Source organism: Streptomyces sp. 3214.6, from assembly GCF_900129855.1.
GTDB classification, from domain to species: Bacteria; Actinomycetota; Actinomycetes; order Streptomycetales; family Streptomycetaceae; genus Streptomyces; species Streptomyces soliscabiei.
In genome coordinates this window covers 6,939,351-6,952,245 of the sequence record NZ_LT670819.1, presented here as the reverse complement: position 1 = coordinate 6,952,245, position 12,895 = coordinate 6,939,351, and the positions used below count along the sequence as shown (strand labels likewise).

Below are 12,895 nucleotides of genomic sequence, written 5' to 3'. Positions count from 1 at the left end.
GGCTCGTCGGCATGTCGTTGAAGAGCCTCGCGTTGATCGAAAACTGGCCGGTTCCCTCCGCCGCGGCGGGTGTCGTGCGGGCCGACGGTACGGTCCTGGGGACCCATGGCCCCGTCGGCCGGCGTTTCCCGCTGGCCTCGGTCACCAAGCCGCTCGCCGCGTACGCCGCGCTCGTCGCGTACGAGGAGGGGGCGCTCGAGCTGGACGAGCCGGCCGGGCCGCCCGGGTCCACGGTCCGTCACCTCCTCGCGCACACCTCCGGGCTGGCCTTCGACGAGCACCGGGTGACCGCGCCCCCCGGGGAGCGGCGGCTGTACTCCAACGCCGGGTTCGAGCAGCTCGGCGACCATCTCGCGAAGGCGACGGACATCCCGTTCGCCGAATACCTGCGGCAGGCGGTGCTGGAGCCGCTGGGGATGACCGACACGTCCCTGGAGGGCGCGGGCTCTCCGGCCAAGGACGGGGTGTCGACCGTGACGGACCTGCTGCGGTTCGCGGCGGAGGTCCAGGCGCCCCGGCTGCTGGACCCGCGCACGGTGGCCGCCGCGATGACCGTGCAGTACCCCGGCACCAAGGGCGTCCTGCCGGGCTACGGCCACCAGAACCCCAACGACTGGGGTCTCGGGTTCGAGATCCGCGACTCCAAGTCCCCGCACTGGACGGGCAGTTCGTCCTCCCCCCGCACCTTCGGCCACTTCGGCCAGTCCGGCACGTTCCTGTGGATCGACCCGGACGCGGGGGCGGCGGGCGTCGCCCTCACCGACCGCGCCTTCGGCCCCTGGGCGGTCGAGGCCTGGCCGCCGTTCACGGACGCGGTGCTCGCGGAACTCCGGTAACTAGGACATCTCCCACACCAGCAGCTCCGCCTCCGTCACCCCCAGCGCCTCCAGGTCCTTCGCGTCCTCGATGCGCGCGGCGTCGCCGGGGCCCAACCTCACGCCGTCCAGCCGGACTTCGCCGCGTACGACGTGTGCGTAGACGTAGGGCGCGTCCGGTACGGCCGTGCGCTCGCCCGCGGCCAGGCGCCGAACGTGGAGCATCGCACCGGCCTCCGGGACGGCGTACGGCGTCGAGTCCGCGATGCCGTGGACGATCTCGTAGGACGGGTCGCCGCCGGGGTCCAGGGGGGCCAGCCACATCTGGACGAAGGTGAGGGGGGTCGAGCCGTCGTTGCGTTCCACGTGCCGGACGCCGCCCGCCGCACTGAGCCGCTGGACGTCCCCGGGGCGGACCAGGGTCTCGTGGCCGGCCGAGTCGCGGTGGGTGAGCTCGCCCTCGACCACCCAGGTGACGATCTCGGTGTGGCTGTGGGGGTGCTCGTCGAAGCCGGCGCCGGGAGCGAGGCGCTCCTCGTTGCAGGCGATCAGCGGGCCGAAGCGAAGGTGGTCGGGGTCGTAGTGGGGGCCGAAGGAGAAGGCGTGCCACGACTCGATGCCGGCGGCCTGGTCCCCGCCCGGGTAGCGCTCGTCGGCGCGCCGTACGTCCATCACGGGACCACCGTAGACCCGGGGAGTGGAAAACCGGCCCGTCCGGCGTTCGAGGACGACACGACCCACCGGCGCAGGCGAGCACAGCGATAAGGCAGTCTTGTCCACGTGCCCGAACCCGAAACGAGTCGCCCCGATACCGTGGCGCGCGCCGTCCACTCCCATCCCGCGACGCTGAAACGGCTGGAGAAGTCCTCCGGAAGTCTCGCCGCCCAGGCCATCGCGCGGATGGACGAGACACTGCCGTGGTACCGGGCGATGCCCCCGGAGAACCGTTCCTGGATCGGGCTGGTCGCCCAGGCGGGTATCGCCGCCTTCACCGAGTGGTTCCGGCGCCCGGACGCCCCGCAGGCGATCTCCACCGATGTGTTCGGCACGGCACCGCGTGAACTGACGCGGGCCATCACGCTGCGGCAGACCGTCGAGATGGTGCGGACCACCATCGAGGTCATGGAGTCCGCGATCGACGAGGTCGCGGCCCCCGGCGACGAGAACGTGCTGCGCGAGGCGCTCCTGGTGTACGCCCGGGAGATCGCCTTCGCCACCGCCCAGGTCTACGCCCAGGCGGCCGAGGCGCGCGGCGCCTGGGACGCCCGGCTGGAGTCGCTCGTCGTGAACGCCGTGCTGAGCGGCGAGGCCGACGAGGGGGCCGTGAGCCGGGCCGCCGCCCTCGGGTGGAACGCGCCCGAGCATGTGTGCGTGCTCCTCGGGACCGCGCCCGACGGGGACTCCGAGCTGACGGTGGAGGCCATCCGGCGGGCGGCGCGACACGCCAAGCTCCAGGTGCTGACGGGGGTGCTCGGTTCCCGGCTCGTGGTGATCGCGGGCGGGAGCGACAATCCGCTCGGCGTCGCCAAGTCGCTGATCGGGCCGTATGCCGCCGGTCCCGTCGTCGCCGGGCCGGTCGTGCCCGACCTGCTGGCCGCGACCCGGTCCGCGCAGGCCGCCGCCGCCGGGCTCAAGGCCTGTTCCGCCTGGCAGGACGCGCCCCGGCCGGTGCTGGCGGACGATCTGCTTCCGGAGCGCGCGATCGCCGGAGATCCCGGTGCGCGTGAGCAGTTGGTGGAGGAGATCTACAGACCGCTCGAGGAGGCCGGGTCCGCCCTCCTGGAGACGCTCTCCGTCTATCTCGAACAGGCGTCCAGCCTCGAAGGGGCCGCACGGATGCTCTTCGTTCATCCGAACACCGTGCGCTACCGGCTTCGACGTGTGACTGACGTCACCGGTTGGTCGCCTTCGGATGTACGCTCCGCGTTCACGCTCCGGATCGCGCTGATCCTGGGGCGTCTGGTCGATGGCGAACCTCAGACCTAGGCTTTTGTTCGAACTCCACAAAACCCCCTGCCGTTCTTCGTCCCTGTCCCCACGGGCGGCTTTGGCCGTCCCCAAGAGAGAGTGTGAGAGTGCTCGTACTCGTCGCTCCCGGCCAGGGCGCCCAGACGCCCGGCTTCCTGACTCCCTGGCTCGACCTCCCCGGTGTCGCCGACCGCCTCGCGGCGCTGTCCGCGGCCGCCGACCTCGACCTGGTGCACTACGGCACGAACGCCGATGCGGACGAGATCCGTGACACCGCGATCGCGCAGCCGCTGCTCGTCGCCGCCGGAATCGTTTCCGCAGCGGCCCTGGGTGACGAGGTGACGCCGGGCGCCGTCGCGGGCCACAGCGTCGGCGAGTTCACCGCCGCCGTCTTCGCCGGCGTCCTCGACGACACCGCCGCGCTGACCCTCGTCCGCAAGCGGGGCCTGGCCATGGCCGACGCCGCCGCGATCACCGAGACCGGCATGTCGGCGCTGCTCGGCGGCGACCCCGAGGTGTCCGTCGCGCATCTTCGGACGCTGGGGCTGACCCCGGCGAACATCAACGGCGCGGGCCAGATCGTCGCCGCGGGCACGCTGGAGCAGCTCGCCGCGCTGAACGAGAACAAGCCCGAGGGCGTCCGCAAGGTCGTCCCGCTGAAGGTCGCCGGCGCCTTCCACACGCACCACATGGCTCCGGCCGTGGAGACCCTCGCCAAAGCCGCCGCGGATCTCGCCCCCGCCGACCCGAAGCTCCGTTACGTCTCCAACAAGGACGGTCAGGCCGTCGCCACCGGCGCCGAGATCCTGGACCGGCTGGTCGGCCAGGTCGCCAACCCGGTCCGCTGGGACCTGTGCATGGAGACCTTCAAGGAGCTCGGCGCGTCCGCGATCATCGAGGTCTCCCCCGGCGGCACGCTGGTCGGCCTCGCCAAGCGCGCCCTGCCCGGCGTGCGGACGCTGGCGCTGAAGACCCCTGACGACCTGGACGCCGCTCGTGCGCTCATCGCCGAGTTCGGCGTCGCCTAAGGAGCCCTGATGGCGAAGATCAAGCCCAGCAAGGGCGCCCCGTACGCGCGCATCCTCGGCGTGGGCGGCTACCGGCCCACCCGGGTCGTGCCCAACGAGGTCATCCTGGAGACGATCGACTCCTCCGACGAGTGGATCCGCTCGCGCTCCGGCATCGAGACCCGGCACTGGGCGAACGACGAGGAGACCGTCGCCGCCATGTCGGTCGAGGCGTCCGGCAAGGCGATCGCCGACGCCGGGATCACCGCCGCGCAGATCGGCGCGGTGGTCGTGTCGACCGTCTCGCACTTCAAGCAGACTCCGGCCGTGGCCACCGAGATCGCCGACAAGCTCGGCACGGACAAGGCCGCCGCGTTCGACATCTCGGCCGGCTGCGCGGGCTTCGGCTACGGCCTGACCCTCGCCAAGGGCATGGTGGTGGAGGGTTCCGCCGAGTACGTGCTGGTCATCGGTGTCGAGCGGCTGTCCGACCTGACCGACCTGGAGGACCGCGCGACGGCCTTCCTGTTCGGCGACGGTGCGGGCGCGGTCGTGGTCGGCCCGTCCAGGGAGCCGGCGATCGGCCCGACGGTCTGGGGCTCCGAGGGCGACAAGTCGGACACCATCAAGCAGACCGTGCCGTGGACGGACTACCGCGACGGCGAGGTCGCCAAGTTCCCCGCGATCACGCAGGAGGGCCAGGCGGTCTTCCGCTGGGCGGTGTTCGAGATGGCGAAGGTCGCCAAGGAGGCGCTGGACGCCGCCGGCATCACCGCCGACGAACTGGACGTCTTCATCCCGCACCAGGCCAACGAGCGGATCATCGACTCGATGGTGAAGACTCTCAAGCTGCCGCAGTCCGTCACCGTCGCCCGTGACGTGCGCACCACCGGCAACACCTCGGCCGCCTCGATCCCGCTCGCGATGGAGCGGCTTCTGGCGACCGGCGAGGCGAAGAGCGGCGACACCGCGCTCGTCATCGGATTCGGGGCGGGTCTCGTCTACGCCGCCACTGTCGTTACCCTCCCCTAGGCACTCCGTGCCGGATCACCTGGTCCGGTACGGGAAGCACCACTGCCACACCCTCTGGATATCTACGAAGGAGCGCCCACATGGCCGCCACTCAGGAAGAGATCGTCGCCGGTCTCGCCGACATCGTGAACGAGATCGCCGGCATCCCGGTTGAGGACGTCCAGCTGGACAAGTCCTTCACCGACGACCTGGACGTCGACTCGCTGTCCATGGTCGAGGTCGTCGTCGCCGCCGAAGAGCGCTTCGACGTCAAGATCCCGGACGAGGACGTCAAGAACCTCAAGACCGTCGGTGACGCGACGAGCTACATCCTCAAGCACCAGGCCTGATCAGCCGATCCCTGGGCTGAACTGCCCCGCCACCCGGCGGTGGCGCCGTTGAATCCTCGCAATGTTGGAGAAAGAATCCGTGAGCCCGACCAATCGCACCGTGGTCGTCACCGGTATCGGCGCAACCACACCGCTGGGTGGCGACGCAGCCTCGACCTGGGAGGGTCTGGTCGCCGGCAAGTCCGGTGTCAAGGCCCTGGAGCAGGAGTGGGCGGCCGAGCAGGCCGTCCGTATCGCGGCCCCGGTCGCGGTGGAGCCTCTTGAGGTCATTCCGCGGCCGCAGGCCCGCAAGCTGGACCGCTCGGCGCAGTTCGCGCTGATCGCGGCCCAGGAAGCCTGGAAGGACGCCGGTTTCGTCGGCAAGGCCGGCGAGGCGGGCAGCGAGGGCGACGTCGACGCCGACCGGCTCGGCGCGGTCATCGCCTCCGGCATCGGTGGCGTGACCACCCTCCTCGACCAGTACGACGTGCTGAAGGAGAAGGGCGTCCGCCGCGTCTCCCCGCACACCGTTCCCATGCTGATGCCGAACAGCCCCTCCGCCAACGTGGGTCTGCTCGTGGGCGCCCGCGCGGGCGTGCACACGCCGGTCTCGGCGTGCGCCTCGGGCGCGGAGGCCATCGGCTACGCCATCGAGATGATCCGCACCGGCCGCGCCGACATCGTCGTCGCCGGCGGCACGGAGGCGGCGATCCACCCGCTGCCCATCGCCGCGTTCGGCAACATGATGGCGATGTCCAAGAACAACGACGACCCGCAGGGCGCCTCGCGTCCCTACGACGTAGCCCGTGACGGCTTCGTCCTCGGCGAGGGCGCCGGCGTGATCGTCCTGGAGTCCGCCGAGCACGCCGCCAGGCGCGGTGCGCGGGTGTACGCCGAGGCGGTCGGCCAGGGCATCTCCGCCGATGCGCACGACATCGTGCAGCCGGAGCCCGAGGGCCGCGGCATCTCGCACGCCCTGCAGAACCTGCTGGACAACACCGACCTGGACCCGGCGGAGATCGTGCACGTCAACGCGCACGCGACGTCGACGCCGGCCGGTGACGTGGCGGAACTGAAGGCGCTGCGCAAGGTGTTCGGCGACGACGCCGACCACATGGCGGTCTCCGCCACCAAGTCGATGACGGGTCACCTGCTGGGCGGCGCGGGCGGTGTCGAGTCCGTCGCGACGGTCCTCGCGCTGTACCACCGGGTCGCCCCGCCGACCATCAACGTCGAGAACCTCGACCCCGAGGCCGAGGCCAACGCGGACATCGTGCGCGGCGAGGCCCGCAAGCTGCCCGTCGAGGGCCGTATCGCCGCCCTGAACGACTCGTTCGGGTTCGGCGGCCACAACGTCGTCCTGGCGTTCCGCTCGGTCTGAAAAACGCCTGTACGCAACTGAAGGGCCCCCACCGGCCGGTGGGGGCCCTTCACGTGTCCGGAACGTGGCTCAGACCACCTGGTGCAGCCAGCGCACCGGTGCTCCCTCGCCCGCGTACCTGAACGGCTCGAGTTCGTCGTCCCACGGCTTGCCCAGGAGTTTGGAGAGTTCGCTCTCCAGGTCCGTCTCGCCGCGCCTGCTGCGCAGCAGGGCCGCGCGCAGCCGGTCCTCCGGGATCAGGATGTCGCCGTGGATGCCGGTGACGGCGTGGAAGATGCCGAGGTCGGGGGTGCAGCTGTAGCGCTCGCCCTCGGCGGTGGCGCAGGGTTCGGCGGTGACCTCGAAGCGCAGCAGGTGCCAGCCTCTCAGCGCCGACGCCAGCTTGGACGCCGTGCCGGCCTCGCCCTTGAAGGAGAACTCCGAGCGCCAGGTGCCGGGCGCGGCGGGCTGCCGGATCCAGTCGAGGCTGACGCGCGTGCCGAGCACCCCGGCCACCGCCCACTCGACGTGCGGGCACAGCGCGCGCGGCGCGGAGTGCACGTACAGAACTCCACGTGTCGTCACCGGGACCTCCGGGCAGAGCGGGACAGTCTTGCAGGCTGGCGTGGCGGCGGTGGCGGACAGCCGCGTTGATGGCGAGGCTACCCTGCGGCGGCGCAAGGAGTGTGACGTACCGTCGGTCCCAGTGCCGTGAAACCACCGCCATTCACTCGGCAGGACGCCTGTACGGGCGGGAAGCGTTCCATCTTGTGGGTGATGATTCGCCGGGAACTCCCGCGCGTTGTCATAGGGGGGCGTTGTTCGAGGAGCGAGGGGAACACCAGCGGATGCGAAAGCGATACCGGCACACGCGAGCCGTGCTCGCGGGCACCACGGCGGCCGTACTGGGCCTGGCCGGATGTGACGCTCTGGGGGGCGGCGACAGCCCCGCCGCCGCGGGCACGCAGGCGCGGCAGGCGAAGCCGTCGCCGTCGCCGGCCTCGGTGTGGGACTCCAGCCCCGACTCGGTCGCGGCGGTGGGCGACTCGGTCACCCGCGGCTTCGACGCGTGTACGGTCCTCGCGGACTGCCCCGAGGTGTCCTGGGCGACCGGCAGCAGCACCGAGGTCAACAGTCTCGCCGTACGCCTGCTGGGCGCGGCGAAGGCGGCCACGCACAGCTGGAACCACGCCTCCAGCGGGGCGCGGATGGCGGACCTGCCGGCTCAGATGACGCAGGCGGCGGCCGACAAGCCGCAGTTGGTGACGGTGATGGCGGGCGCGAACGACGCCTGCCGGGACTCCACCTCGGCGATGACGTCGGTGGCCGACTTCCGGACCCAGTTCGAGGACGCGATGAGCACGCTGCGCCGCGCACTGCCGAAGACGCAGGTGTATGTGGCGAGCGTGCCGAACCTGAAGCGGCTGTGGTCGCAGGGGCGGACGAACGCGCTGGGCAAGCAGATCTGGAAGCTGGGCATCTGCCCGTCGATGCTGGGCGACGCGGACGCGCTGGACTCTGCGGCGACACTGCGGCGGGACACCGTGCAGAAGCGGGTGGAGGACTACAACACGGTGCTGAAGGAGGTCTGCGCGAAGGATGTGCGGTGCCGGTTCGACGGCGGCGCGGTGTACGACTACCGGTTCGGCACGGATCAGTTGAGCCACTGGGACTGGTTCCATCCGAGCAAGAACGGGCAGGCGCGGCTCGCGGAGATCGCCTACCGCGGGGTGACGGCGAAGGCTTCGTAACGAGGGTCCGGAGGTCCGGTGACTTAGGGTTTCGCTCATGAGCGAACACTTCGGGACACTTTCCGACGGGACTCCGGTGCACCGCTGGACCCTGGAGCGGGCGGGCACGCGGGTGCGGGTCCTGTCGTACGGCGGAATCGTGCAGTCCGTGGACGTTCCGGACCGGGATGGCCGGACGGCGAACGTGGTGTTGGGCTTCGCGGACCTGGACGGCTATCTCACGCATCCGGAGCCCTATCTCGGCGCGCTGATCGGGCGGTACGCCAACCGGATCGCGCACGCCCGCTTCCCGCTGGACGCGGTGACGTACGCGCTGGAGCCCAACAACGCGCCGGGCTCCCTGCACGGCGGCGCACGGGGCTTCGACAAGCGGGTGTGGGACGTGGAGCCGGTGGAGCACGGGCTGCGGCTGAGCCGGGTCAGCCCGCACGGCGAGGAGGGTTTCCCGGGCCGTCTTGAGGTCTCGGCGACGTACACCCTCGACGCGTCGGGGGCGCTGCGGTTCGTGTACGAGGCGGTCACGGACGCGCCGACGGTGGTGAACCTGACCAACCACAGCTACTTCAACCTGGGTGGGCCGGGCAGCGGGGACGCCACCGGCCATGAACTGCGGCTGGCGGCCTCCCGGTACACGCCGGTCGACGCCGACCTCATCCCGACCGGGGAACTCGCGCCGGTCGAGGGCGGCCCCCACGACTTCCGCACGGCCCGCAAGACCGGGTCCGGCTACGACCACAACTTCGTGCTCGACAAGGGCGTCACCGACGTGGCGGAGGAGGTGGCCGAACTGCACGATCCGGCGACCGGGCGGGTGCTGACGGTATCGACGACCGAGCCGGGGCTTCAGGTGTACACCGCGGACCACCTCGGCGAGCCGTTCGTGCCCTGCGAGGGTGTGGCGCTGGAGACCCAGCACTTCCCCGACTCGCCGAACCGGCCGGAGTTCCCGAGCACGGTGCTGCGGCCGGGGGACGTGTACCGCTCGGAGACGGTGTACGGCTTCTCGGTCCGGTAGAGAGTCCGGTAGAGAAAACCCGTAGAAAACAAGATGCACAGAACGATGCAGAGAACGATGCAGAAAAAGTTGTAGAAAAAGATGTTGCCCCGGTCCGGGGGTCAGGTCCTGGACCGGGGCTGTTCGTGGGGCGACGAGCGCCTGATCACACGGTAATCGTCGCGGTGATCCTGCGGTCCGCGATCGAGCGGCCCACCTGGATTTCGTACGAACCTTTCACAAAGGACCACCGGTGGTCCGCCTCGTCCCACACCTCGAAGGCACGGTCGCGGATGTCCACGGTGACCTCGGTGCTCTCCCCCGGGCCGGCCTCCACGGCGGCGAAGCCGGCCAGCCAGCGGGCCGGGCGGTCGGGCGCGGGGGCCGTGCCGGTGGGTGCGAGGTAGACCTGCACGACCTCCCGGCCCGGCCGCCGGCCGGTGTTGCGCAGACGCACCGTGACCGTGGAGGCCGCGATGTCGACCGACTCGTACGTCCAGTCGGTGTAGCCGAGACCGTGCCCGAAGGGGTACGAGGGGGTCCTGCCCTCCTTCTCCCAGGCGCGGTAGCCGATGAAGACGCCCTCGGTGTACGGGAGTTCACCGTCCGTCGGGGTGACCTGGGTGACGGGGGCGTCGGTGAGGGAGCCCCAGGTGGTGGGGAGCCGGCCGCCGGGTTCGTGGGCGCCGGTCAGCACGTCCGCCAGGGCCGCGCCGCCCTCCTGGCCGGGGAACCAGGTGAGCAGGACGGCCGCGACGTCCTCGCGCCACGGCAGCTCCACCGGGGAGCCGGCGTTGACGACCACGACGGTGTTCGGGTTGGCGGCGGCGACGGCGCGGACGAGGTCGTCCTGCCGGCCGGGCAGGCGCAGGTCCTTGCGGTCGAAGCCCTCGGACTCGACGCGGTCGGTGGTGGCGACCACAACGACGGCGGTGTCCGCGGCCCTGGCCGCCTCGACCGCCTCGGCGATCAACTCGTCGGCGTCGCGCTGCGGCTCCAGATGGGCGAGCGCGAAGGCGACGACCTTGAAGGGGAACTCCTCAGGAACCGCGAAGACATGGGTGAGGGAGACCTCGACGGGTTCGCCGGCGGTCAGCTCGGGATGTGCGTGGGGCACCGGGGAGCCAAAGAACGCCTCGAAGGGGTCGGTGTCGTCGGCGGGGAGCTGGACGTCGTCGAAGTACGTCGTTCCGGCGACGGCGAGCCGGAAGGCGCCGGTGCCCTTGACGCCGAAGGTGTGCGGGCCGGTGTCGCGCGGGGTGAACGTGCCGGTCAGCTCGACGGTGTGGAGGCGCTCGTGGGTGACGCCCTCGGGGAGGTCCGCGCCCATCCACTGGATCTGGCCGTTAGGTGCGGAACCGGTCCCGAGGATGTTTCCGTCCACGTCCCGGCAGACGGCCCGTAGCGCGAAGCCCTTGTCGGCGACCGCGAGTTCCGTGGTGGGGTCGGCGCCGACGGCGTAGGTGAGTGCGCCGTCGGGGAGGGCGGCGGTGAGGCCGTCGAGGGGGGAGACGGTGCGGGCGGGGAAGACGGTGGCGGAGCCGCCTCCGAGGACCCGGGCGTCGCGGGCGGCCGCGCCGATGAGGGCGACGGTGCCGGTCGGCCGCAGCGGGAGCGCCTCGTGCTCGTTGCGGACCAGGACGAAGGAGCGGCGGGCCAGTTCACGCGCCAGGGCCTCGCCGTCGACGGGGGCGGGCGGCTCGGCGACGGCCGGGGCGACGTCCGCGAGGGCGCCGACGCGGGCGGCCAGCAGCAGGACGCGGCGTACGGCCTCGTCGACCTCGGACTCCTCGACGTGGCCGTCGCGGACGGCCTGGGCGAGGGCCTCGCCGTAGACGGTCCGCGGGCCCGGCATGGCGACGTCGAGGCCGCCCTTCAGGGCGCCGACCGTGTCGCGGGCGGCCATCCAGTCGGAGACGTTGAAGCCGTCGAAGCCCCACTCGCCGCGCAGGACCTCGTTCACGAGGCGGTGGTGCTCGGTCATCGTCGTGCCGTTGACCGTGTTGTAGGCGGTCATGATGCCCCACGGGCGGGCGTTCTCGACGACGGCCTCGAAGGGGGCGAGATACAGCTCGCGCAGGGCGCGCTCGCCGACCAGGTTGTCCACGGTGAAGCGGTCGGTCTCGGCGTCGTTGGCGACGAAGTGCTTGACGGTGGTGCCGACGCCGCCTTCCTGCACGCCCGTCACGTAACCGGTGGCGATACGGCCGGTCAGGTACGGGTCCTCGCTGTACGCCTCGAAGTGCCGGCCGCCCAGCGGGGAGCGGTGCAGGTTGACGGTGGGGGCGAGCAGGACGTCGACGCCCTTGCGGCGGGCCTCCTGCGCGAGCAGGGTGCCGGCGCGGCGGGCGAGTTCCGGGTCCCAGGTGGCGGCCAGGGCGGTCGGGGAGGGCAGGGCGATGGAGGGGTCGTCGGCGGTCCAGCGCACCCCCCGGACGCCGATCGGTCCGTCCGACATGACGAGCGACTTCAGACCGATCTCCGGCAGGGCGGGCAGGGACCACATGTCCTGGCCGGACAGCAGACGGGCCTTGGCGTCCAGGTCGAGCTTGCCGAGGGCCGCCTCGACGGCCGCTCCGGTTTCCGCCATGGCGGGGCCTCCTCGTTGCGCGCGGCTTTCCTTGCGTGCCCCATCGTGCACGAGTCACCTGTAGGACGGTAGGTTTCGATATTCTGTCGTTATATCTTCTGGGCCGGATGCCGTACCGTGACGGCATGAGCGCCAGGACGACCAGGAGCGAGGAGCGGCGGGCCGAGATCGTTCGGGCGGCCCTGGAGGTGATCGCCGAGCGCGGTTACCGGGGAGCGAGCCTGGCGGCGGTCGCCGAGCGGGTCGGGCTGACCCAGCAGGGGTTGCTGCACCACTTCCCGACGAAGGACGCGCTGCTGGTGGCGGTGCTCCAGGAACGCGACCAGTGGGATGCCGTACCGGCCACGCAGTGGCGGGTGGATCTGCTGGCCTCGCTGGTCGAGTACAACGCGATGCGGCCCGGGATCATCCAGACGTTCTCGGCACTGCTGGGCGAGAGCGTGACGGAGGGGCATCCGGCGCGGGCGTACTTCACCGGGCGGTATCGGCAGGTACGGGAGAGCATGGCGGCGGTGTTGCGGGCCGAGTACGGGGAGCGGTTGCCGAACGGGCTGACCCCGGAACGGACGGCTCCGCTGCTCGTCGCGGTGATGGACGGTCTGCAGTACCAGTGGCTGCTGGACCCGGAGTCGGTGGACATGCCGGGGGCTTTCCGGGATTTCCTGGCGCTCCTTGGCGAGGAGGTCTGAACTCCCCTGCTCCGAGCTCCCCGGCGCCGAACTCCCCTGCTACTGACGCCAGATGACGGCGAGCGTCTTGCTCACCGCGCACACGGCGGCGAAGGCGATCGCCCAGGCCATGGCTCCGGCCGCGAACAGCGCGGCCACACCGGCCCCGAACCAGAGCAGTTCGAAGCCGACGCGGACCGCGCCTCGTGTCTTGTACGACGCCTTCTGGGAGCCGAACAGCGCCCACAGCACGATCAGTACGGCCGGGGCGCCGAGGCCGAGGAGCCAGGCGAGCGGGGCGGCCACGTCCCGGGTGAAGCCCCAGTAGGAGACGGCCACCAGGGCGCCGAGTTCGATGAGGAACAGGACGCCGAGGTTCGCTGCCTTGATTGCCTTCATGGG

The 12,895-nt window shown here is 71.2% G+C and carries 13 protein-coding genes; 9 read left to right on the top strand and 4 right to left on the bottom strand.

Going from position 1 to position 12,895, the window contains the following annotated elements:
• Positions 1–11: 11 nt before the first annotated feature.
• Positions 12–836 (top strand): serine hydrolase domain-containing protein, encoded by an 825-nt coding sequence (locus B5557_RS31410; protein ID WP_079662611.1) that lies wholly within the window; start codon positions 12–14, stop codon positions 834–836.
• Here B5557_RS31410 and B5557_RS31405 read toward each other — a convergent pair whose 3' ends face one another.
• Complete coding sequence (locus B5557_RS31405) at positions 837–1,490, bottom strand: pirin family protein (RefSeq protein WP_079662610.1); 654 nt, start codon at positions 1,488–1,490, stop codon at positions 837–839. It lies immediately after the preceding gene.
• Positions 1,491–1,595: 105 nt separating this feature from the next.
• Between B5557_RS31405 and B5557_RS31400 the strand changes: the two genes are divergently transcribed.
• From B5557_RS31400 to B5557_RS31380, 5 genes are all read left to right on the top strand, one after another.
• Positions 1,596–2,801: a PucR family transcriptional regulator gene (locus tag B5557_RS31400; RefSeq protein WP_079662609.1), complete on the top strand. Its 1,206-nt coding sequence runs from the start codon at positions 1,596–1,598 to the stop codon at positions 2,799–2,801.
• A gap of 89 nt (positions 2,802–2,890) precedes the next feature.
• A complete protein-coding gene (locus tag B5557_RS31395; RefSeq protein ID WP_079662608.1) occupies positions 2,891–3,811 on the top strand; it encodes an ACP S-malonyltransferase in 921 nt (306 codons plus the stop codon).
• Between the two features lie 9 nt (positions 3,812–3,820).
• On the top strand, positions 3,821–4,822 hold the full coding sequence (locus tag B5557_RS31390) for a ketoacyl-ACP synthase III (protein WP_079662607.1): 1,002 nt from the start codon (positions 3,821–3,823) through the stop codon (positions 4,820–4,822).
• Positions 4,823–4,902: 80 nt separating this feature from the next.
• Positions 4,903–5,151, top strand: coding sequence for an acyl carrier protein (locus B5557_RS31385; RefSeq protein WP_057583001.1), 249 nt, complete (start codon positions 4,903–4,905; stop codon positions 5,149–5,151).
• 79 nt (positions 5,152–5,230) lie between these two features.
• Positions 5,231–6,511 carry a beta-ketoacyl-[acyl-carrier-protein] synthase family protein gene (locus B5557_RS31380; protein WP_079665109.1) on the top strand — a complete coding sequence of 427 codons (1,281 nt, stop codon included), beginning with the start codon at positions 5,231–5,233 and terminating at the stop codon, positions 6,509–6,511.
• A gap of 69 nt (positions 6,512–6,580) precedes the next feature.
• Here B5557_RS31380 and B5557_RS31375 read toward each other — a convergent pair whose 3' ends face one another.
• On the bottom strand, positions 6,581–7,075 hold the full coding sequence (locus tag B5557_RS31375; RefSeq protein WP_079662606.1) for a DUF3145 domain-containing protein: 495 nt from the start codon (positions 7,073–7,075) through the stop codon (positions 6,581–6,583).
• 263 nt (positions 7,076–7,338) lie between these two features.
• Here B5557_RS31375 and B5557_RS31370 point away from each other — a divergent pair, with 263 nt between their 5' ends.
• Both B5557_RS31370 and B5557_RS31365 read left to right on the top strand, forming a co-directional pair.
• Entirely contained in the window at positions 7,339–8,241 is a 903-nt protein-coding gene (locus B5557_RS31370; protein ID WP_079662605.1) for an SGNH/GDSL hydrolase family protein, read from the top strand.
• 37 nt (positions 8,242–8,278) lie between these two features.
• Positions 8,279–9,256 carry an aldose epimerase family protein gene (locus B5557_RS31365; RefSeq protein WP_079662604.1) on the top strand — a complete coding sequence of 326 codons (978 nt, stop codon included), beginning with the start codon at positions 8,279–8,281 and terminating at the stop codon, positions 9,254–9,256.
• Between the two features lie 145 nt (positions 9,257–9,401).
• On the opposite strand, the gene B5557_RS31360 is transcribed toward B5557_RS31365, so the two are convergent.
• On the bottom strand, positions 9,402–11,825 hold the full coding sequence (locus B5557_RS31360; RefSeq protein WP_079662603.1) for a beta-glucosidase family protein: 2,424 nt from the start codon (positions 11,823–11,825) through the stop codon (positions 9,402–9,404).
• 107 nt (positions 11,826–11,932) lie between these two features.
• Between B5557_RS31360 and B5557_RS31355 the strand changes: the two genes are divergently transcribed.
• Positions 11,933–12,514 (top strand): TetR/AcrR family transcriptional regulator, encoded by a 582-nt coding sequence (locus tag B5557_RS31355; RefSeq protein ID WP_079662602.1) that lies wholly within the window; start codon positions 11,933–11,935, stop codon positions 12,512–12,514.
• A 39-nt stretch (positions 12,515–12,553) separates the two neighbouring features.
• Here the strand turns inward: B5557_RS31355 and B5557_RS31350 are convergent, their stop codons facing one another.
• Positions 12,554–12,892 (bottom strand): YrdB family protein, encoded by a 339-nt coding sequence (locus B5557_RS31350; protein WP_079662601.1) that lies wholly within the window; start codon positions 12,890–12,892, stop codon positions 12,554–12,556.
• Between the last annotated feature and the right edge of the window lie 3 nt (positions 12,893–12,895).